Below are 21,877 nucleotides of genomic sequence, written 5' to 3' on the forward strand. Positions count from 1 at the left end.
CCCCTTTCCTACTGATAAGCAATTACGATCATTTCATCTTCCCCGCGCAGCATTTCCGTCTCGATCTCCAGAATCGACATGAGCTGCTCTTTCGTCTGCATCCCTGTCAAATCCAACATTTTTTCCTTATAAAATACAAACACCTTTGGAATCGTTGCATTCGCATCCGAATATATCGTGTTATCGTCCAAAAACTCACTAAGCTTGCCCTGAGACTGGGACTTGGTAAGCTTCGTGTACTGCACGTTGGCCTTCTTGAAACGCACAACGCCTTCTCGGTCCAGAACGCTTACCGCATTGGACTTCTTCTTAATCAAACCAAAGAACGATTTCTTCATATTCTCACTTGCAAAAAGACTCCAGCGGCCGCTTTTCGCCGCAAGCTTCGTCGATTCGAGCGACTGATCCACCGATTGGGCTGCGATGACGGCCATCTCACTATCAGACATTGCCTCACTGCCTAAATCTTTCGATCGGAGCTCGGTCGAACCTGTAGCGACAGCGCGCAAAATATTTTTCTGGCTGTCAATCTCGATCGTAACCTCAACCGTAGCCTCGCTCGCACCTGATTTAACGATGCGCTCCATAATTTCGGCCCTGATCCGCTTAATATCCTCTTCCGTCGGATTCACAACCGTCCGTTCCATCTGTTCCTTTACCATCGCCAGAGCCACGCCGATCGTGGACACGTACGGAGCATTGTTGGCAATCTTGCTCTTCATGTTTTCTCGCTCCGCCATCGCAGGAACAAGAACCGCGCCACTACCTCCGCCGCCTACCAGCGTAACAAAAGAACGGTCCAGTTCATAATCCTCAATCATTTCATTAACCGTCTTCATCGTTTTATCGATTGCGATGTTCATGACCTGTCTGGCGGCTTCTTCCACACTCAGTCCGACATGGGCAGCGAGCGCTTCCCAAGCCTTTACCGCCGCTTCCTTATTCCCTTGTGCATAATCGCCTTCCGGAATATAGCCAAGAATGTTGGCTGCCCCGGACAATGTATAAGAGTAATCTTTACCGTTCTCGCTCTCAAGGATAATGTATTCTGCTGGGTCACCTTGCCGAGGGCTAACAAACTTCACCTTGGGATTTACAATATCCTCCGTCTTAGCGAAAGCCTCATATTCCTTGCCGGCAATGTGCGCGCTTCGCGGGCCTACATCGGTGATCTTGCCGCCCGCCACTTTGATCATGCTGCCCCCCGCAATACCAAGCGTACGCACATCAAGCGATTGAAGGTAAGTCCGGTGTCCACCTACCTGAGCGTTCTTGATCATAACTTTACCGTTCTTGATCACGGAAATGTCGACACTGGTACCGCCGACCTCGAAGAAAATGCCGTCCGAGATTTTCTCATACATGAGCGCACCGGCCACCCCGGCCGCCAACCCGGACAACATCGTCAGAATCGGCCGCTTGCGCACCTCATCAATGCTCATAACCCCGCCGTCACAACGCATGATCATAAGCTGTGATTTAATGTTGGCGTTCTTGACGGACTTCTCCGTCATGTTGGCCGTCTCCATCATCTTCGGTATGAGCGAAGCGTTGACGACCGCTGTTCTTGTCCGTGTCTTAAGCCCATAAAGCTGGGAAATCTCATGTCCGCCAGTTGCATAAATCCCTTTACGGTTGGCAATTTCCACGACACGCAGCTCGTTCGCAGGGTCATCTACGCTGTAGGCCTCGGAAGCCACAATGACTTCCGCCCCCTGCTTCACAAGATCATCGATTGCCGTTTCAATCTGCTCATCCTTTAATTCCTTGGAATCCACATACGTATGATACGTCTTCAAATACTTTCCTGGGGCGAGCTCAATATCACCCGGGTTGGACTCCGAGCGTGCACTGAGACCATCGAGACCGGAACCCATTCCGATAATACCGACAGATGCCACGTCCCCCTCTAGCAGCGCATTCGTTGCTTGCGTTGTTCCGTGAGCGATAAACGTTACATCATCTGGCAGGATTCCCCGGCTAGCCAAAATTTTATTCAAAATTTGCACGATCCCCTTCGCCACGCCGTCTTCATCGTGGTGAGTGGTCGGAATTTTCATTTTCTCTATAACTTCATACGTTTCATTATCAATAACAGCCGCGTCCGTAAACGTGCCCCCGACATCAATGCCTACCCTTACTTTTTTTCTCTCCATTGTTCTCCCTCCTGAAGTAACAGGCGGGGTTCGCACATGCTATGCAACGCCCCGCCCGAGTTCATGTGCCGGATTTAAAAGACCATGAATGATCCGATCAGCATCGAAATGAGTACGGCAACCATCATCCAAGGCAGTGTCTTTTTCAAAATTTCGTTAATGTCACTCTTCGTAAAGTCTGCAACCCACACGTTGTGCGAGTTCGTTGGGTCAGAAACCGCTTGCACGTTACTCACTACACGCAGCGCCAGCATCGCAGCAATCGGAGTCATCCCAGCCGTTACGAACAAGGCAGCAATACCACTTCCGAGGCCCCATACGTTCAGCGGTCCACGATAAATAGCGAGTGGTGACAAGAGAGTAAAGAAGAGAACGTACATGATCGGGTTCGTCGGCAGAACCGCTTCAATCAGAGGCGAGATGAGCGACGACACCTGCGGCGCCATAACAGAGTTCAAGAGAATACCGATACCGATCATCAGCGCCATCGCTCCAGCAATGTCCTGAATCCCTTCCACCAGCGCACTGGATAGTACGTGAACTGGACGCTTAGGCCATGTTAGTAAAATGGTTACCAGAGCACCGATAACAACCGCCGGTACGATATCGAGCTTAAAGGCAAATACGAGAACAACCGGTACAATCGGGCTGATCAGTGCAATGGTTGGAACTTTCTTTCCTTCTCCGCCAGTAGCGTTTGGCATAGCCCATGCCTTACGGCCTTTGCCGTCTCTTTTAATGTAGAAAATAATCATGGCTAGTGAAATAAATATAAGTGGCAGAGCCGCTACAAGTGTGTAGTCAGCAATCTCAGCAACGGAAAGGCCGAGAACGTCCACATACACAGCCCAGTTGGAGACGTTAAACAGAGCCCCCACCCCGACAGCCGAAAGAACGACGATCGAAGCGACAAACTGGGATATACCTGCGGTAAGCATGATCGGAATGACGATCGTACCGACCAAGATGACCATACCAAGTCCGCCTGCTGCGGAGAAAATAATCGATGCGGTCGCAAAGAACAAGACCGCGATCAGAACCGGTTTGTCGCCGGCAAGTTCAGCTGCTTTACGTATAATCGATTTTGTAATACCGACTTTGTTCAAAATCTGTCCGAACCAGGCACCAAACACGAGGCCTGCAATCGCACCAGACAATCTCATAGATCCGGCTGACAAAATCGTTTTTGCTATTGTAGCCGTTTCCGGATCATCAGACATCCAAGGAACGCCCGCAATGACCGCAAACAATACAGCCATTAAAGGCAAAGCCAGAATTGTCGGAAGTTTCCGAGTCATCATCAATCCTACAAAGATCAGGAAGACGAGTAAAATGCCGATGGCTTGAAACCACATTAAAGTTGTCACTTTAATTTCCCCTCTCGATATGGTTACTGCTTATAACGAGTTATCACTAAATTTCCAGAAAAGCACCCTGCTCTTTAAGACTCTGCTGTACTTCTTTGATATTGACATCCTGTACGTCAACTCCGCTCTTGGCAGCAATCGCTGCCGCTACACCCCCGGCATGACCGATGGCACCTGTTGTCGGTGTCGTTCTCATCGCAGACTGTGCTTCAAATGTTGCCGAGATACAACGTCCGATTACGATCAGGTTCCTTACGGACTCTGTTATCATGCAGGAGTAAGGAATGCTGTACATACCGCCCCACTCCAACTTCTGATGCTTCGTTCCTTCCCCGTCCGGACTGTGAATATCAACAGGGTAACCTGAATGTGCAATGGTATCCTCGAACAACCGCTGCTCCATCAAATCTTCAACCGTCAGTGTGTACACTCCCTTAATCTGCCGGGAACCGCGCACACCGATGCTTGGACCGGTCGATTCCACCACGGCGTTCTCAAAGCCTGGAATGTACTTCCGAACAAACAGTTCAAGCTCACGGCATTGTTTACGACCTACCATCTCCGCCTGGCTCAGGCTCATCGCATCCGTTGCGTCATGACCCAGTATACGGGTCGTGTTCATGATGACTTCACCTGGATTGTTCGTCTCGAAGAAGAGGATATTTTCCCGCGGGATGGAGATTTCACCCTTCGCCTTGGCTTCCTTGAACAGGCTGTCAAACCCGCCAACCGACAGTCGCGGCGCTTTCTCTATGATTGATGTATCTCCGTTGTACAGTGGGAAATCATCGGGATGACTATGGATGTATTCTTTAACCTTCGGAATGTCCACATTGTACATTTTCATCTTCAAAGTCATCGGCTGCATCGCCCCGTCGGACTCTCTTCCCTTTGTAAACTCCGCACCTGCTCCAACAGACAAGTCTCCATCTCCCGTACCGTCGATAAATACGGATCCTTGAATTTCGCTCAGCCCCGACTTGTTGCACACTGTTATGCTAACGATCCGGCCATTCTCTGTCTTCACTCCTGCCAACATCGTGTGATACAAAATCTCTCCGCCGCTCTCGGTCACCATCAGCTCAAGTTCATGTTTCATGGCCTCCGCATCAAATGGAGTTACCGAATACGTAAACCCGACGGTATCAAAAATATGTCCCGGTGATTTGCCCAGCTTCTTCAAGCGCTCAATCAACTGATTGGTATATCCCTGTATCGCCAACTTCTCACCCGCATGAAAGGTCATCATCGGACCGACGCCGTTCGCGGTAAGCGTCCCTCCCAAAAACCCGTGGGATTCAACAATCAATGTTTTTGCCCCTGAGCTGGATGCCGCAACCGCAGCCATCGCCCCGGAAATGCCTCCGCCCATTACGACAACGTCATACTTTTGCATACTCTCCATTTCCATATTCGCTCCTTCTGGTAATGATGTATGATGATTTCTTGACCTTAGAGTAACAGACCACTTGGATTATGTAAATGCTTTCAGGAAAATATTTTTCTAAATATCCGGAAATTCAGAAAATGATTTTCCATCATGAGTGAAGGGGTGTATGAACTATTTTTCAGAACAGCAACTTTCTGTAAAAAGAGGACGTCAATATCAGTAGAAATGCTTGATTTATATTATAAATCGGTTTCATAGAGCGGGGAGGCATAACAATTGAATAAATTAATAATCACTGTAATCATGCTATTATTCAGCTTATCGTTAATCGGTTATAATCCGGATACGACTGCTATTGAACCGGGGATTGAAGGATATGTCGTAGGGAAAGCGGACGACCAGATCCTTGTCGTGAGCAGTGTGCCAAAGGATTACAGCTCAACAGGCGGTGTGAAAGAATTCTATAATGCGATCTGGTTTTCGAATGCTCCAAAAGACATTTCAATCGGCCAAAAGGTGCAGGTGTGGTACGATATGGTGCTGGAATCCTACCCGGGAAAATCGAAAGCTAAACAAGTTTCTGTTGTGCCAAGCAGTCAACCGGAACACGCAAACTTGACCGAGCCAGAGGTCATTCGTAAAGCTTTGACGTCACAAGGATTGAGTAGCGCAGAGGTTCCTGTTATAAAAACAGTAAATTATATTGCTGAAAAGGATATTTGGATTGTTCATATCAAACAAGGAGAAGCTGAATTGAACGTACAGATTATAGACGAAAAACAGAATTCGGAATGAACGGTCCACCAAGACACGGGACGTTCCGCGAATACGTCCAATCCATACAAGCTTATGGCTGCACAACACAAATAGACCATGATAAAGGGCATAAACGCCAAGGATCACGATCTATATTCTTGTTATTGCTGTATGAAATGGTTCAGCAGGACACCTCTTTCGCAACCGGTGCCGCGCATGCCGATATATCCGTTACCGAGCTCACGTTATCGTAAAATGTAATACTAACTGCCCGCATTACACCATTACCCGCCTAGCCCTTCACCGAACCACCCATCAAGCCGCGCACGAAATACTTCTGCAGCAGGAAGAAGATGGAGAGCGGCATGAGCATCGATATAAAAGCGGCTGAGGTAAGCAGATGCCAGTCGTTGCCGCGGGAACCGACCAGATCGGCGATTTTCATGGACATCACCTGCACGCTCGGCTGGTTGCCGATGAAAATGAGCGACACCAGATAGTCGTTCCATACCCACAGAAATTGAAAAATCCCAATGGAAGCAAGGGCCGGAACAGACAGCGGAAGAATCAGTTTACTAAAGATCGTAAAATGGTTCGCACCGTCCATAAAAGCCGATTCGAATAGATCCTTCGGCAGCTGGCTGATAAAGTTGTACATGAAATAGGTAACGAGCGGCAGACCAAAAGCGGTATGCGCCAGCCATATTCCCAGGTACGTGCCGTTCAGCCCGAGCGCGGTGTAATCCTTAAGCACCGGAATGAGCGCGACTTGAAGCGGAATGACCAGCATCGCGATGATCAGGACAAACAGCGTTTTGCGTCCCGGAAACCGCAGCCAGGCAAAGGCGTAAGCCGCAAAGGATGCGATAAGCACCGGAATAACCGTTGCCGGGATTGCAATCGTCAGCGTATTCCAGAACGCCTGGGACAAGCCCGTGCCTTTGTCCTTCGTTTCGCTGCCGTCGGCGTTCTTAATCGTATACTCTTTGCCGCTGATCACATTTTTATAGTTGTCCAGCGTCAGCTCAGAGCTGCCCACCCAGCCCTGCTCCTGCACGCTGATTTCACGAGCGCGCCGGTTTTGCCAGATCAGGCGGCTGTCTTCCGCCATGACACCCGATTTCAACTGATCATCGCTGAAGGTCTTCCCATTCACTTCAATCGGTTCCCGGAGATCGATATCCTTGGAGAGCTTGATCGTATCCGCTGTTTTCCATTCCTGATGCGGAAACACGTTCCACCAGCCGGATTGCATAATATCCGCCGCCGGACGGAACGACGAGACCAGCAGTCCCAGAGTCGGAAGCAGCCACATGATGCAGATGACGCCGAGGACCAAATTGACGATCCAATTGCCCTTTCTTTTCTTTTTGCCCGCCATTTAAAATCCCCCCTGCTTGCGGAATTGACGTAGGTTGAAGTAAATCACAGGAAGAACGGCAATCAGTAGCACGATGGCCAGGGTTGAGCCGTAACCGAAATTCCGGTACATAAAGAACTGTCGGTAAAACTGCGTCGCTACCACCTCGGTGCCATATTGGCCCCCTGTCATGACCATGACCACGTCGAAAATTTTCAGCGTAAACACGATAATCGTGGTCGTGACGGTAAGAATGGTTGTCGAGATGAATGGAATGATGATCTTGAAGAAAATCCGGATTTCCCCGGCACCGTCCACCCTGGCCGCCTCCAGAATATCCTCGGGCACCCCTTTGATTGCGGCCGAAAAGATCACCATCGCAAATCCCGTCTGCATCCAGATCAGGATCATAATCAGGAAAAAGTTGTTCCACGGTTGCAGCAGACTAACCCATGCCTGCGGTTCACCGCCGAAAGCGGTGACGATGGCGTTCAGGAGACCGATCTGCTCATCTCCCGGCTGATAGTAGTACACAAACTTCCAAATAACGCCAGCGGCCACAAAAGAGATGGCCATCGGCATGAAAATAATCGATTTTGCAATCCGCTCATAACTGCTCCGGTCTGCAAGAATGGCAATCAGCAGCCCAAAAGCCACGCAGAACAAGGTTCCGACGAATACCCACAGCAGGTTGTTACGCAAAGCCGTCGCGAGCAGCCGGTCGCTGAAGATTGCAATGTAGTTGCCGAGACCGACGAACTTATCAGAAGATGCATTAAAAAAGCTTAAATAAAAGGTGCGCAGCGCCGGAAGCACCAGCAGCCATCCAAGAACAATAACTGCAGGTCCTACAAAAATATACGGCAGCACCCTCCTCCGCACCATATCCGGAAACTGCTCAACCGCCCAGCTCAGGGAGTAATAGATAAGGTAAACCCCGAGAATCCCCCACAATACAGCGAAAAATGCCGTGAGAAGCGGATTAAGCGTGGAATCCCGGAAGAACATAAATATCAGGCCGTTGATTACGATGTTGGCGGCGACCACGCCCAAAAAGAGCAGCACTGCTCTGAGGCTGATCCCCCGTTTGGCTTGTGTGTTCATTGAATAACCTCCTAAATAGACCTGAAGGATGCAAAAAGAGAGGCAGACCTTCTTGCCAAACGACTGCCCCTCTTTTTGTCATACCAAACTTACAGCTGTTATCTCTAATTCGTCAGTTCTTCCAGCCGGATTGGATTTGCTCCAGCACTTCATCCATAGTGGCCGTTCCGCTCACGTAGTCGGTCATCCCCTTCCAGAACGTGCCCGCACCTACTTTACCCGGCATCAGATCCGAGCCGTCAAAACGCAAGGTCGTTGCATCCTGTACAAGCTGCGCCATCCGCTTGTCGGATTCAGAGGAATACCAATCGAGCGAAGCATCGTTCATTGGGGCGATGACGCCACCGGACTGTATCCATGTCTTAATGGATTCACCGGTTGTGAAGAACTCCATTACCGCACGGACTTCCGGACGGTCGTTGAACATGGCGTAAATATCACCTGCTACGAGCACCGGCTTGCCATACTGCTCATCAATCGGCGGCAGATAGAACCAGTCATAGTCTTCATCCACCTTGGCGGTTTCCGGGAAGAAACTTGTAATAAAGTTGCCCAACAGGTTAAACCAGGCTTTAGGCGGATTATCAAACATCGGCTTCACGGCATCCCCGAATGATGTGGTAACGATAGATTTGTTGCCGCCGTATACATAATCAGGATTCATCCAAATTTTAGACATGATTTCAAATGCGTTTTTGACTTCCGGTGAAGTGAACGGAAGCTCTCCCTTCACCCACTTGTCGTAATTTTCCGGTGTGGTCGTACGAAGCATAATATTTTCAATCCAGTCTGTCGCCGGCCAGCCTGTAGCGGCTCCGCTCTCGATCCCGATTGCCCACGCCGGATCGCCGTCCTTGGCAATCTGCTCGGTAAGCTGCATCATTTCATCCCAAGTCTCAGGAACCTTATAACCGGCTTCCTCAAATTGCTTCTTCGGATACCAGACCAGGCTCTTCACGTTGCTGCGATTCCAGATACCGGTCATAATTTTACCGTCTTTGCCGTCCATCATGGACATATCAAGCCAGCTTTGGTTGTAGTTGCCTTTCAATTTGTCCTGGTCCAGCACACTGGTCAGGTCGATGACTTTGCCGGTTTTGGCGATTGAAGCCAGTAGGCCGGGCTGAGGGAAGTCGGCGATATCCGGAGCGTTTCCTCCGTCTACGCGGACGTTGATCGTAGCTTCAAACTCTTTCGAGCCCTCATACTGGATGTCAATGCCGCTTTTTTCCTCAAAGTCCTTAATGCTTTCCTCGAACTTCTTCTGGTCCACGTCCACAAAAGGCCCGTACATCGTTACCTTTGTGCCTTTGTACTCCCCTTTAAGCGCTTTTTCTAGCGGCGATCCCTCAGCTGCATCCGTACCCGTATCCTTGTTCCCTTCATTGCTGTTATTGCTTGGCGCCGGTGGCTCTGTTGTAGGTCCCGCTTCACCCGATCCTCCGCAGGCGCTCAGTATCATTACAAAGGATAACAGGAGCACCATCACCAGTGACATTTTGGATTTTGCAGCTTTTCTCATATTTCCTTACATCCCCTTTGAAATAAATGTTGGAAAACTGACATCCCTTACAGTCCAATTTATGAGATTCTAAGATCAGGAGTTTGCGGATCACCTCCTTAATAGAGCTTTTCGAATGGCTATGTCAAACCAAGCTTGAACCCTTTATAAAAGCGTTTATATTTATAATATGAAAAGCTTTTCAAAACAGCCGAAAAGCAAGGCTATTTTTCCCTGGAAGACTCTCTGACAATGAGTTTATGCGCCATCCGCTCCCTTAGAACGCTAACGTTTCCTGTGGTCGCAAGCTCGTGAAGCTTCTCGGCTGCACGGTATCCCAGCTCATAGATCGGTTGGGCAATCGTGGTGAGCTTAGGAATAAACATATTCGCCATCCGCAAATTGTCAAAGCCTACGACAGACACCTGCCCTGGAACAAGCACATTCCGGTCCTTTAAGTAGGAAATGACGCCCATGGCAAATTCATCGGCTACACAAAACACCGCGGTCAGCTCCGGATAATCCGTAAACAATTCGTGCGCAGCGTCATAGGCGTGCTCGAAGCGGTGTGTTGCGAACCGAATCTTCCCGACATTACGCTCTAGGCCCGCTTCCGTTAGCGCCCTTGCAAAGCCTTCATATCTGGGAGGCCCTGAAATCGAATTGTCATGATTGAACCCGATCATTCCGATTTCCCGGTGGCCAAGCTCGATCAAGAACTTCACCGCATCGTAAGCCGCTGCCTCGTCATCGATTTCCACACAAGGGATATCGTATTCATCCGAATGTGTGGACAGGAGAACAACAGGTATTTTGGTACGGACCAGCTTTTCGTAATATTCGGGATACAGGACATCACTGGCAAATACAATCCCATCGACCTGCTTCTCATGAAAGGTGTCAATATACGAGAGAAGCCGGTCCTTATCGCGGTCCGTATTGCATATCATCAAGCTGTAACCAAATTTAATGCACGCATCCTGCATTCCCCGTATAATCCCGGTATAGTAAAAATTCTCGATATCGGGAATGAGCAGGCCCAGTGTAAAGGACTTCTTATAGATCAGGCCGCGTGCAAAAGAGTTCGGCTGATACTGCAGCTTCTCAATGGCCTCGAGTACCCTGTTTCGTTTACTCTCCGCCACAGAGTCCGGTGTATTCATAACTCTGGAAACGGTGCTTATAGACACCTGCGCCATTCGGGCTACATCTCGGATCGTTGATTTTATCATATTAAACATCCTCTTCTGAAAACCTTTTCAAGGCGATTATAGCAAGGTAGTTAGTCATTAGCAATATATTTTTAAAGCGCTTTCATAAAAAGTTTTAAGGCAGGTCACCCACGGATGAAGTCATGGGACGGCCTGCTTTTTTTTCTCAGAGATGACACTGTTACGAGCCCTCGGATGAAAAAAAGCTGCCGAGTTGCCTCGACAGCTTGTTCATACACATATTCTTATCCCTGCTCTCCCGCCAGAGAGCTGGAATCTGATTGTCTGGAGATCATAAACAGTGCGAACCAGATCAGCAGGAAGCCCGTAATTTGAGCGTAAGTTATAACCTCGCGGAACACGATCCAGTTAATCAGCACCCCTACCATTGGGAAGCTCAGCTCCCCAAGCGTCGCTACCGACGCTTTCGTTGTCGTAAGTCCTTTGTAATACACTAGCAGACTAAGCAATCCCGGCAGCAGTGCTTGACCGATCAGATTAAGCATAACCGCGGCAAAATCCGTTGTTCCGGCAGCCGGCAAATTCCATGCTGCTCCTTCACTCCATGTAATGACGCTGAGCAGTGGAAGAGCCAGAACAAACCGCAGAGACGTGACCGTCTCATATTTCATCTGACCGACCATCAAACGTCCCATCACTGTCGATCCGCCCCACAGTGCAGCAGCACCTAGTGAGAGCAGACTTCCGACCTGTATAAACTCGCTCCAATGGCCAATCGGAAGCGTGAATCCGAAGGTGAGTAAATACGTACCGCCAAGTGCCAAGATAAAGAGAACTGAAAAATGACGTGGAAGCTTTTCCTTAAGTAGCAGACTGGCCAAAATAATGGCAAATAACGGTTGTAGCTTCTGCAGTAATAGCACGGCGTTCAGGTTCCCGCTCGTCAGTCCCATCGTGAACAGGATGGTGGCTATACCCGAGCCGCCCCATGATATGAAGAGCAGCGCACCAACATGCCGCCAACCGAGACTCTTGAACTCGTGACGATTTTTCCAGATAACCGGTATCGCAATAAGAGATATAATAACATGTTCAAGCAGTACGATCTGAGAGGAAGTCATATTCTTCAGAAGAATGATCCGGAACAGGGGATCTACACCCCACAGAGCCGCTCCCAATACAACCAGCCAAAATCCACCTTTAAAGCTGCTTTTCCCTTTCGCCGTTGAGGTCGGCTGCACCTTAACACTTGAGCTTACATTTTCCATCTTGCTGTCTCCTGTCCTGAATACGGAGTCTTACCAGCAGAAAGCCCCCGTAATCGACTATGTCGAAAGATACGGGGGCTGACCAAATAAGCCTGCCGAAAGCTTAAAAAAGCCCGCGACAAACTCATGTTTGATCTTCTCCCATCCGGACTATACCGTCGGCCTTGGAATTACACCAAGTCAGTCGCCATCTCAATCTCGAAACAGCGAGTCGCGGGCTAAAGCACGTTCACAAGTAACGCACCATCACCGCCGGTTAGGAATTTCACCTTACCCCGAAGATCCATATTCATTTATTATATTTTGTAATGCATGATTAACTTGAACTTATGATACTAAAATTTAGGACAATTCGCTGATACAAAGATCACACTGAAATTATATCACGAATAGTTTCATGTAAATACATTTTTTTTTGCAGAAAATCATGATAATTTCATATCATAAGTTTGTTACTGAGAATTATACAGCAAATATCGATAAGTTACCACTATAAAAATTCTCTATTTATTTACAACACTATGGTCGATAGGTCCCTTTTAAATATTCGTACGTTCCCCGTATGGCCTGCTTAACGGTGCGTATTATCTAGCTGTCAGATACTCATGCTGAAGAATCCCCATCTGGACAATGTCGCCCCATGCACCGTCCCGGAAGATCGCTTGCCGGGAAGCCCCTTCATGCTTGAACCCTATTTTTTCATATAAGTGTATCGCTTTCTGATTAAAAGAGAACACCCTTAAAGAGACCCTGTGCAAATTCAGCTCCAAAAATGCATAATCCAGCAGCAATCGGAGCGCCTCGGTTCCATAGCCCTTGCCCCAGTAGTCTTTTTCGCCAATATCGATAATACACTCCGCATTGCGGTTTTTGTAATCCAACTGAATGAGAGAAATGATGCCAATCGGCCGATCGCTTTGCTTGTCCAGGATGATATAGCTTTTGGAAGTGTCAGATCCCAAAATCACATGGCTGACAAATTCGTGTGTATCTTCCTCAGTAAACAAATCTAGTGAAGGACTGGTCGTTGTCATGACCTCAAGGTCATTTCTCCATTGGTTGTACATCTGCACATCATTCGTTGTCATCTTGCGGAATTTAATTCTAGCAGATTCAAATAGCATTGCTTATTCTCCTTCCTAATATGTTCAATCTCCCTTATATCCGTCCCGGAACAACATGGACTTCAAAGAAAACACCAGCATTTCCATCTGTTCATCTACCTTTGTTATGTCATGACCCAGGCGAGCAGTATTAAGTACGATTCCATCCATACATGAAATAAGATAGCGAGCAATATGACCGATGGGCACACTTGGGTTGAATTCGCCTTGCGAAGCTCCTTTTTGAAAAAATGAGGTTAATACCTCAATTAGTCTCTGGTAACGCATGTTCATGTAACTCTCGTTTCCTGAATCCGTTCGATAATGTAACGACAAAAAGTACTCGGCATTAGCCAATGCAAGCGATGGCTCTCCAGCTTCCATCCCCTTCTGCTGCGTTAAGAGCCATCCCGTCAGCTGCTTCCAGTACGTCTGTGTGCCATCTTCGATTTGAAAAGACAGAGCATCTTCTTCATCCTCCAACCGAAGCAGCTCTACATAGACATGTTCAATATTGTCAAAATAGGCATACAGCGCCCCTCTGGACACTCCAGCTGCATCCATCACATCCTGCATCGTAGCGCGATGATACCCTTTGGCAGTAAACACTTGTTTTGCCGCCTTCAGCAAGTCCGTTTTTTTCTGCTGCTTGTATTGTTCGCTCACTCTCGGAGACATCTCTTCCTGAACCCCTTTACAAATTAGACATGAATGTCGTTTTATGAATTTGATTATAACCGACATTGATGTCGGTTTTCAAGAACGAACGAGCTGCAGTTGAATTCAAATGACAATATGGCTTTCTCAGAAAAAAAAAACGGACTGCTCAAAGTAAAATCGAGCAGTCCGAGTCCGTTTATTTTTCAAATTCACCTCAAAACGTAAACCAGTATATCTTATAACGATGCGTTCTTACCAAGCCTGCTTTTTCCGCTGTTTTTTGCGAGGCGATGTTACTGTCCATACAGTCCCACCATGCCATAATCCCATGCTCATGGAAATCGTTCAACAGTAGTTTCACAAGCGAGCTCGACAGCCCCAAGCGCCTATAGTCCTCCAATGTCTCTACACCAATAGTATGAGTCATTCCGAACTTCGCAGAGGATATGGCCAAACTTGCGATAACATTACGGTCAGTAATGGCAGCGTAACCGTGTCCTTCAGCTAAGAAATCGCTCACTGTCCCCCAATACTGCTCAATATACTGAACTAAAAAGTCAGCATTTCCCGCTCCATTTCGTTCCCATTCATCAAGCTGCTGCGCGTCTAACCTGGCAGCCGTAAATGATTCCGGAAAAACAGGGTTTCCGTTGCCTTGATACTGCCCGGCAATTGGATCCGTTTTATATACATATTGATAACTGTCTTTCATCCCTCGGTTACCAAGCGTATCTTGGATAATCGACTGCCACCCCTCACTATCCACCGAAAACTCAAAATAATGAGTATCCTTCTCTTTCAGAAACGGAATGATCTCATTGTCTATCAACCTTTCCAAGGTCGCATTTGATATTCGCGATGAAGGGCACCCCATAAAACAAAAACTCTCCAAACCTCCCGACCAGACGAGAGCTGATGAAGGATGATCACGATCGTCCACCCACACTTTACCGGGATTATGTCCCGTTACAACTCCTCCAAACATGGCATCACTGTCCATACGAAGCAGCTGTTCACCCAATTTTTCATTACGTTCTTTTATTAAAAACATTTGAATACACGTCCTTTATCATAAGGCCGACTCATCCCGCAAAACCTGATGTTTATCGCCTATATTTATTTTTTGGTGAAACGTTATTTCGTAATCTTGGTCGTCGATAAGATTCTACATGCCGCATCATGGAAAGAAATACTTCCCCCCATTGCTGCTCGTTGAGCGTACAAATAGACACATTCCTCTCCAGCTTAAGCACTCTTGCCAGCTTTGTGATCTGTGCAGGTGAGAATACATCTCCCAATGCTGCAGAGAATGGAAGCCGTGGATCACGTAAGCCGTGAACTGCTAGTGCCATAAATTTGGCATGGTCCTGCGGCAGCACCGCTGGATTTTTCTTTTTGCGGATGATCAGCACGGCCGAATCCACTCTCGGACGAGGTGAAAAATGTTCAGGAGAGACGGTCCGTACGATCTGGAATTCAAACCACATTCTCCATTTCAATATGCGTGGATCAGTTATCGGTACCGACGTAAACCTCCTGGCTGCCCCCTTCTCAACAATGAGGATAGCGCACTTTAGAGGCACGCCTGGATAACCGAGCAGCTTGTCGAGAATGGCTGTCGTAATGGAAAACGGTATATTCGATATGACCGAAAACGGATCTCTTGGAAGATCAATCTGCAAAAAGTCGGCTTGTCTTACCCGGATATTCGATATATCTTTCGTCTTCTGGGCAAGCTTCTCGGCATAGACGGGATCGTTCTCGACGGCCAGCACCTTTCCAGCTTTTTCAGCCAATGGAAGGGTAATCGCTCCCGTGCCTGCACCAATATCCATAACCGTATCGTTCGAGTTTATATGTGCAAGGCGGATCATTTCATAGATCAGCGGCTTGTGGATTAACAGATGCTGCGAAGAAAAGTTCGGCGATTGCGCAAACTTTGCTCCGCGGATTTTTTTATTTTTTAACACAAAAAGCACCTCATTCATTCGTATATGAGAGAATGAAAAAGGTACAGATCAAATAACCCTTGTTCATTTCACAAAAAATGAAAGGGCATAAATGTTCTGTACCTTACACTATCTCAAACGAAAAAATGCGATGCAGCAGCACATACAATCAAAGCCTCCGTCCATTTAAATGAGCTAGGTTTTAAAAAAACTACATGATCAGTATACCAAACCAATGTACCGAAAGGTACTATTTTCCATGAATGGACTACTTCATCATACTAATCCAAACAAAGTAAACCCGATGGTATTAATCGCAAGGTTAGCACACATATGAACCATCCACGATGTGTAAATGTTCCCGTTTCTTTCATTCAACCAATTGAATAACAAGCCTGCCACAAACAAACTTACAATTAACACTATGAATAGCGGAACTGTAAACCAGCTCGTCATCATGGCGATGTGATACACGGAAAATGCGCCTGCGCTGAATATATAAGCGAACTTGCGACCGGTCAACTTCTTCAACGTCAGAAAGGCAAAACCACGGAAGAAAAACTCCTCCAGCAACGAATTGACAATGGAAATGTAAATAGCGACGAACACAAAGTTGCCCGCATTTACGCCGATATTGCTCTGTAATGATTCCGTGACTTGAGTGAAATCAAAATACGGCCCGATCAAGAAGTAACTGCCCAAAATAAACACATATACACCTAAACCAAGCAGTATGGAGAACCGCATCTCTTTTTTCTCAAACTTGAATAATGGCCTAAAAGATACCTCTTTACTGATGAGACTATAAACGATCGGCAGCGTTAGAAAAATGAGAATTTTAATGATCGATTTCACCGCATAATCGGGAGATATCACAGCATCTACATAAGCCATTGCGATACATCCAATAACAATCATCGTTATTATTGAAATTATATTTTTTCTTGTATTCATGGAATATCGTAAAACTCCAATTCTTTCAGGTTCGGATTCTCATGGATAAGCCTTCTAACCTTCTTCAGCGTGTTAGGTTCAATGGGCGTACCACCATTTCTATGAAGTAATATCCATCTTAGACATGCCATAGCCTCGAATACGGCGAGTTCATCCGACCGAATATCATTTTGTAATAAATACGCAGAACTAAACACGGAAGCATTCCGCTCTGACAAGTATATCTTCTTCAACACAAGTGACCATGCAAAATCATATCTTGGATCTCCGTATTGTCCGTTCGTCCAATCGATAACAGTCAATTGTTCATTCTGTTCCAGTATATTTCTCAGATGATAATCACCGTGTATGACTCGTTCCTGCTTGATTGAGGTCATTCCAGCAAGTTGAGTGAATGCCTTGTCCAAGTCAGAGTGATTCTGAATCCCCGGATAAAAATAATCCTTAAAATCATACGTTGGAAGCTGGATCGGTCCTAGCTCCTCCACTGGAGTTGTATGTATTTTGGATAAAATCATGGCTATATCCGTCAGCTTCATTTTATTTACCTTGGTAATAGGTGCACCATCAAAGGTGGTCAATAACACGTAGTCAGCGTTTTGATATTTTCCAAAGCCCACCGGCTTCGAAACGGGAAGACCACAATCAAATAAAGCATTCAACAAACTATATTGAAAGGAAATATTCGGTCTAGAGCTTTTGTTCCATACTTTTAATACAAAACTCCCTTGATCAGAATGTAATTTTATTACTTCCGCTTCAAAGCCCTGTTCCATAGGATGAGTTGTAATAATGCCTTCCTGATGCAATAAATGGTTCAAAACATCATTTTTCTCGATCCACTGAATGCTGCGTAAAGGATTTTCCAACCGTAATCTTCCTTCCATTTGATTATTCATGTTCTCAGCTCAATTGGATATATACGTATGGTATCCTGATTGAAACCATTTGGGAAGGTGTCGTGCATGCAGAATAGCAAACCTCATTTCACTTAACAACTCATCTCAAACATTTTTTCCCAATTATGAATAAACCATCCAACAAACTCCTTATTTTGGTGTCTTTTTGCAATACTTTCATCATTTTTCTTAAAATTTTCTTAACACTGCTCAATTGTTGAAACTTTCCATCCTCCTACAGCGTCTTATAGGTGAGGAAAATAATAACAATCGTTTAATTTTGAAGGAGGTCAAGCGTGTGAGGAAGTTTTGGGCTGCTATGCTATCAGCTCTACTTATTTTTCCTATGCTATTCCAGTCACAGGCGCAAGCGGCAGTAAAATTCAACATCTTAATTGATGGGGTGAGATTAACAACAAGTCAGGCTCCGGTTATGATCCAAGGCCGAGTCATGCTGCCCATGAGAGCTATCTTTGAAGCGCTGGATGCTAAGGTTAAGTGGAATCAGAAAACTCAGACGGTCACAGCTGTAAGAGACAACACAAAGATCGTACTGAAAATTAACTCTAAAACAGCAACAATTAACAACAAAAGTGTTAGACTCGATGTTCCTGCCAAAAACCTGAAGGGTGCAACGATGGTGCCAGTACGCTTCGTCAGTGAATCCTTAGGTGAGAAAGTCGGATGGAATTCTAAAACCAAAACCGTATCCATTACTACAACTTCGAACGGCGGCAGACCAGTACCAGTTCCTGATACCGGCCTCTCGCCTGCTTCTAATGTAACTGTAAGAGATATTGCAAATAACGGTGACGGACGGGACCTTCAGGTTAGCTTCTCCAAGTCATATACTGAATCACGTGCAGATCAATACCGGGTCATGATTGTGAAAGCGGAGAAGTCATACAACTTTAATCAATCAGCAGCGCGAATGGTTCCATCATCCAACTATTCCGTAGTATTTCCAACCGGATCCAATAATACGGTTACCCTTACCTCAGGTGCCCGTGACGTCGACGGAGATTACATTCGTGAAAACCAAGCCTATAAGGCCTACGTGTTGACTGCTGGAAGATATAACGGCGAATTCGCGTTATCATCGCCATCATCATCCATTACATTGTCAAATACCAATGCCGTTGAAACAGCCACCAATGTGAAGGGGAACGATGTTAACGACTATGGTGACGGGCGGGATCTTTCAGTAAGCTTCACCCGTGCTCAGAAAGAAGATCTCATTTCCAATTACAGAATTATGGTTGTTAAAACCAAAGATGTCAGCAAGTTTGATCTGGCAGCGGCCAAATCCGTACCAAGCCAGTATTACACAACCGTATATAAAACAAGTGGTAGCGGCACAACGCTGACAAATGCTCTGAGCTCATCTACACGTGATACTTCCGGCGAGTATATTAAGAACGGAGTACCTTATACTCTGTTCGTTATGTCCGTGAGCAGCAATGAGAACACGTTAGCCAGCAAGCTGTCTTCCGGTTCGTCTTCGATCACGCTAGCTACAGGGTCCACCACTGCTCCTGTCATCACTCAAGTAACCGATGTGAGCAATTATGGCGATGGACGCGATTTGCGTGTAAACTTCAACAAGCTATCCGATGAGTCAGGTATCGGGTCTTACCGAATTTTTGTGGTTAAGTCATCTGACTATCACAACTTCAATTTGAACAAAGCGAATTCGGTATCCAGCTCCAATTACACACAAGTGAACAAGACCGGGTATAACATCACTCAGACGTTATCCTCCGGAGCCAGAGATGTTGACGGATCCTCAATAAGAAACGGAGTTTACTACCGGGTGTTCGTCATGTCCGTTGGTTCGGGCAACAATTACGGAAACAATAACCTGTCTTCCGTTTCGAGCGATATTATTTTATCTAATAACAACAGCGGCGGTTCGTATGTCGGCTCCGTCTCCAATCTTTATGTAAGGGACGTTAGCGATAATAATGACGGCCGGGATCTAGAGGTTTCGTTTAACCGCCCATCGGATGAAAATAACATCAGCCATTACCGTGCATTCGTTGTAAAATCGAATAAAGCGGGCAACTTTGATCTGTATGATGCCAACAGCAATTCCTATTACACGGATATCTATAAAACAGGCTACAGCAATATCATCAAGCCCTTATCAAATGGAAGCCGCGATACAGACGGGGACTCTATCCGGAACGGTGTCAGCTACCGCGTATTTATCTTGTCGGTCGGCAATGGTAATTACTCCGGTAACAACGCGTTGTCATCTTCCTCTTCAATCATCACACTCAGTGGCAATAGTAATGTAAACCGCGTTTACAACTTAAATGTGAAGGACATTGGTGATGCTAGTGATGCTGGTGATGGTCGAGATATGCAAATTTCATTTGATCGCCCATCGGATGAAAACAATATCAGCGAATACCGTGCATTCGTAGTAAAATCGTCTAAAGCGGGCAGCTTTGATCTATATAAAGCTTCCAACCTATCCAGTTACTATTACACGCGAATCGATAAAACAGGGTACAGCAAAATCACCCAATCCTTGTTAGCTGGAAGTCGTGATACAGACGGGGATTATATCCGTAATGGCGTTAAATACGACGTGTTTATCATGTCAGTAGGTTATGGAAATTACTCTAGTAATAATGCACTGTCTTCTTCTTATAGCATTGAACTTAGCAACAAAAAGAAAATAGATGCTGTAAGCCGTGTGACTGTTGAAGACGTAAGTGACTATGGCGACGGACGGGATCTGAAGGTATCTTTCCCTAGGACTCCGGATTACAACAACATTAGTTATTACCGCATATTCGTTGTTAAAGCAAGCCAGATACTTGATCCAACAACAGCAAAATCGATAGGAAGCGGTAAATATACCGATGTTACCAACAAAGCAGACAGCACCATCCAAAAAACACTTGATTCCAATGCCAAAGATGTGGATGGAGCCGATATTAAACCTGGCCTCGCCTATCGGGTATATGTCATGTCCGTTGGCGGCGATAGTTATAATGGAAGCTATGCTCTGTCCCCTTCGTCCGACATTATAACGCTGAAAAGCAGCATTTCTCCGGTCAACCCGGTCACAGACTTAAAGGTAAGTGATGACGGAGACAGAAATGACGGTAGAGATATGCTTATATCTTTTAAAAGATTAACCGATGAAGATAGCATCAGTCAGTATCAGATATATGTAGTTAAATCGGGAGTAAATTTCAAACTACCCGATGCAAATAATGCAAAATTCTTTACAACGGTGAATAAAAAAGGATCAGACATCAGTACCAGCTTATCTTCCAACACGACAGATATTGACGGTAAAGAAATCCGTAACTCACAGCCTTATCAAGTGTATGTTCTCTCAGTAAGCAAAGATGGTAATCCGAATAACAATGCATTGTCTGAAGCGCAAGCTATCACGCTAAAAGGAAGCGCGGTCTCAGCTCCTTTGAATGTGAAAGCGCAGATTGATGGCAATAATACAGGTTTTGATATCACATTCGAGAAGTCGCTTAAACCGGAAAATGTGGGAGAATACCGTGTCATGGTTTTGCCGTTCGACGACGCAAAGTCTTTCGGGTGGGACGAAGCGACTCAAGTACCTTCAGATCGTTACAAAAAGGTAGATCCCAAAGGTGAACTGAAGGTGAACATTGAATTAGGCTTTTTAGATGTCGACAAGCAGACCATAGTCAAAAACAAAGCATATAAAGTATATGTCTTAGCTGTTAACAATGGCCAAGGTGCTGATGGGAATGCCCTTTCCAATTTTGCAAAAATTGAAATTACGGATTCTACTCCAGATTCCGCACAAGCCACTAATGTAACAGCTCTGATCAAAGAAACGGACAGCAAAATCCTACAAGTTAAATTTAAAGCGGCTGCCAATAAGAATAACATCAGTTCGTATGAGATTATGCTTGTTCCTGAAAGTGACAGCAGTTTCGATCCAAAAAAAGCGGCTGCCTCCAAAACAGCAGCCCAGGCCATAACAAAAGCTGCAAAAGCCATTAAAGATGTTCCTTTAGAAACAGGTACGGATTATTTAGTAGATCTAGAGATGCCAACCCAAGATTCATACGAAACTAATATTGTAGACGGTAAATACAAAGTATATGTCTTGTCAGTAAATAAAAATACGAATAGAGAAGTAAAAGCAGTATCTACGCCATCAATTATAACTTTGAAAGCTGCTGAGCCTGCTACACCTGTTGCTCCTGCGCCACAGCCTTAAATTTCATTCT

The 21,877-nt window shown here is 46.1% G+C and carries 17 protein-coding genes and 1 riboswitch; of the genes, 3 read left to right on the forward strand and 14 right to left on the reverse strand.

The window, feature by feature from the left end; all coding sequences use genetic code 11:
• Positions 1–8: 8 nt before the first annotated feature.
• The 3 genes from B9N86_RS23190 to B9N86_RS23200 all read right to left on the reverse strand — a co-directional run bounded on the left by B9N86_RS23190 (position 9) and on the right by B9N86_RS23200 (position 4,928).
• Positions 9–2,156: a hydantoinase/oxoprolinase family protein gene (locus B9N86_RS23190; protein ID WP_208915484.1), complete on the reverse strand. Its 2,148-nt coding sequence runs from the start codon at positions 2,154–2,156 to the stop codon at positions 9–11.
• A 74-nt stretch (positions 2,157–2,230) separates the two neighbouring features.
• Positions 2,231–3,523, reverse strand: a complete 1,293-nt coding sequence (locus tag B9N86_RS23195; RefSeq protein ID WP_241932434.1) for a citrate transporter — start codon at positions 3,521–3,523, stop codon at positions 2,231–2,233.
• 46 nt (positions 3,524–3,569) lie between these two features.
• Entirely contained in the window at positions 3,570–4,928 is a 1,359-nt protein-coding gene (locus tag B9N86_RS23200) for an FAD-dependent oxidoreductase (protein ID WP_210190604.1), read from the reverse strand.
• A 261-nt stretch (positions 4,929–5,189) separates the two neighbouring features.
• Between B9N86_RS23200 and B9N86_RS23205 the strand changes: the two genes are divergently transcribed.
• Complete coding sequence (locus tag B9N86_RS23205; protein WP_244562814.1) at positions 5,190–5,708, forward strand: YobA family protein; 519 nt, start codon at positions 5,190–5,192, stop codon at positions 5,706–5,708.
• Entirely contained in the window at positions 5,705–5,923 is a 219-nt protein-coding gene (locus B9N86_RS23210; RefSeq protein WP_208915486.1) for a hypothetical protein, read from the forward strand. Before B9N86_RS23205 ends, B9N86_RS23210 begins: the two co-directional genes overlap by 4 nt.
• 38 nt (positions 5,924–5,961) lie before the next feature.
• Here the strand turns inward: B9N86_RS23210 and B9N86_RS23215 are convergent, their stop codons facing one another.
• The 11 genes from B9N86_RS23215 to B9N86_RS23265 all read right to left on the reverse strand — a co-directional run bounded on the left by B9N86_RS23215 (position 5,962) and on the right by B9N86_RS23265 (position 17,609).
• Positions 5,962–7,050 (reverse strand): carbohydrate ABC transporter permease, encoded by a 1,089-nt coding sequence (locus tag B9N86_RS23215; RefSeq protein ID WP_208915487.1) that lies wholly within the window; start codon positions 7,048–7,050, stop codon positions 5,962–5,964.
• Positions 7,051–8,133 carry a carbohydrate ABC transporter permease gene (locus tag B9N86_RS23220; protein WP_208915488.1) on the reverse strand — a complete coding sequence of 361 codons (1,083 nt, stop codon included), beginning with the start codon at positions 8,131–8,133 and terminating at the stop codon, positions 7,051–7,053.
• 112 nt (positions 8,134–8,245) lie between these two features.
• Positions 8,246–9,655, reverse strand: a complete 1,410-nt coding sequence (locus B9N86_RS23225; protein WP_208915489.1) for an ABC transporter substrate-binding protein — start codon at positions 9,653–9,655, stop codon at positions 8,246–8,248.
• A gap of 203 nt (positions 9,656–9,858) precedes the next feature.
• Positions 9,859–10,866, reverse strand: coding sequence for a LacI family DNA-binding transcriptional regulator (locus B9N86_RS23230; RefSeq protein WP_244562815.1), 1,008 nt, complete (start codon positions 10,864–10,866; stop codon positions 9,859–9,861).
• A gap of 224 nt (positions 10,867–11,090) precedes the next feature.
• Positions 11,091–12,074, reverse strand: a complete 984-nt coding sequence (locus B9N86_RS23235; RefSeq protein ID WP_208915490.1) for a DMT family transporter — start codon at positions 12,072–12,074, stop codon at positions 11,091–11,093.
• A gap of 129 nt (positions 12,075–12,203) precedes the next feature.
• Positions 12,204–12,361: riboswitch (FMN riboswitch) on the reverse strand.
• A 297-nt stretch (positions 12,362–12,658) separates the two neighbouring features.
• Complete coding sequence (locus B9N86_RS23240; RefSeq protein ID WP_208915491.1) at positions 12,659–13,198, reverse strand: GNAT family N-acetyltransferase; 540 nt, start codon at positions 13,196–13,198, stop codon at positions 12,659–12,661.
• 24 nt (positions 13,199–13,222) lie between these two features.
• The gene (locus B9N86_RS23245; protein ID WP_208915492.1) at positions 13,223–13,855 is read right to left on the reverse strand and encodes a TetR/AcrR family transcriptional regulator; all 633 of its coding nucleotides are present in this window, start codon (positions 13,853–13,855) and stop codon (positions 13,223–13,225) included.
• Between the two features lie 196 nt (positions 13,856–14,051).
• A complete protein-coding gene (locus B9N86_RS23250) occupies positions 14,052–14,888 on the reverse strand; it encodes a GNAT family N-acetyltransferase (RefSeq protein ID WP_208915493.1) in 837 nt (278 codons plus the stop codon).
• A 52-nt stretch (positions 14,889–14,940) separates the two neighbouring features.
• On the reverse strand, positions 14,941–15,807 hold the full coding sequence (erm, locus tag B9N86_RS23255; protein WP_244562816.1) for a 23S ribosomal RNA methyltransferase Erm: 867 nt from the start codon (positions 15,805–15,807) through the stop codon (positions 14,941–14,943).
• 255 nt (positions 15,808–16,062) lie between these two features.
• Positions 16,063–16,740 (reverse strand): CPBP family intramembrane glutamic endopeptidase, encoded by a 678-nt coding sequence (locus tag B9N86_RS23260; RefSeq protein ID WP_208915495.1) that lies wholly within the window; start codon positions 16,738–16,740, stop codon positions 16,063–16,065.
• Positions 16,737–17,609: an aminoglycoside phosphotransferase family protein gene (locus B9N86_RS23265; RefSeq protein ID WP_244562817.1), complete on the reverse strand. Its 873-nt coding sequence runs from the start codon at positions 17,607–17,609 to the stop codon at positions 16,737–16,739. The genes B9N86_RS23260 and B9N86_RS23265 overlap by 4 nt, the downstream gene beginning before the upstream one ends.
• Positions 17,610–17,937: 328 nt before the next feature.
• On the opposite strand from B9N86_RS23265, the gene B9N86_RS23270 reads away from it, so the two are divergent.
• Positions 17,938–21,867 (forward strand): copper amine oxidase N-terminal domain-containing protein, encoded by a 3,930-nt coding sequence (locus B9N86_RS23270; protein ID WP_208915496.1) that lies wholly within the window; start codon positions 17,938–17,940, stop codon positions 21,865–21,867.
• Positions 21,868–21,877 lie beyond the last annotated feature (10 nt).

Origin of the sequence: Paenibacillus uliginis N3/975, assembly GCF_900177425.1 — a bacterium.
GTDB lineage: Bacteria > Bacillota > Bacilli > Paenibacillales > Paenibacillaceae > Paenibacillus_AQ > Paenibacillus_AQ uliginis.

Bases quoted from the DNA above. Each gene is read 5' to 3' on its own strand.
- B9N86_RS23190 (WP_208915484.1), bottom strand. From the start codon at position 2,156: ATGGAGAGAAAAAAAGTAAGGGTAGGCATTGATGTCGGGGGCACGTTT.
- B9N86_RS23200 (WP_210190604.1), bottom strand. From the start codon at position 4,928: ATGGAGAGTATGCAAAAGTATGACGTTGTCGTAATGGGCGGAGGCATT.
- B9N86_RS23210 (WP_208915486.1), top strand. From the start codon at position 5,705: ATGAACGGTCCACCAAGACACGGGACGTTCCGCGAATACGTCCAATCC.
- B9N86_RS23215 (WP_208915487.1), bottom strand. From the start codon at position 7,050: ATGGCGGGCAAAAAGAAAAGAAAGGGCAATTGGATCGTCAATTTGGTC.
- B9N86_RS23220 (WP_208915488.1), bottom strand. From the start codon at position 8,133: ATGAACACACAAGCCAAACGGGGGATCAGCCTCAGAGCAGTGCTGCTC.
- B9N86_RS23225 (WP_208915489.1), bottom strand. From the start codon at position 9,655: ATGAGAAAAGCTGCAAAATCCAAAATGTCACTGGTGATGGTGCTCCTG.
- B9N86_RS23230 (WP_244562815.1), bottom strand. From the start codon at position 10,866: ATGATAAAATCAACGATCCGAGATGTAGCCCGAATGGCGCAGGTGTCT.
- B9N86_RS23235 (WP_208915490.1), bottom strand. From the start codon at position 12,074: ATGGAAAATGTAAGCTCAAGTGTTAAGGTGCAGCCGACCTCAACGGCG.
- B9N86_RS23240 (WP_208915491.1), bottom strand. From the start codon at position 13,198: ATGCTATTTGAATCTGCTAGAATTAAATTCCGCAAGATGACAACGAAT.
- B9N86_RS23245 (WP_208915492.1), bottom strand. From the start codon at position 13,855: ATGTCTCCGAGAGTGAGCGAACAATACAAGCAGCAGAAAAAAACGGAC.
- B9N86_RS23250 (WP_208915493.1), bottom strand. From the start codon at position 14,888: ATGTTTTTAATAAAAGAACGTAATGAAAAATTGGGTGAACAGCTGCTT.
- B9N86_RS23260 (WP_208915495.1), bottom strand. From the start codon at position 16,740: ATGAATACAAGAAAAAATATAATTTCAATAATAACGATGATTGTTATT.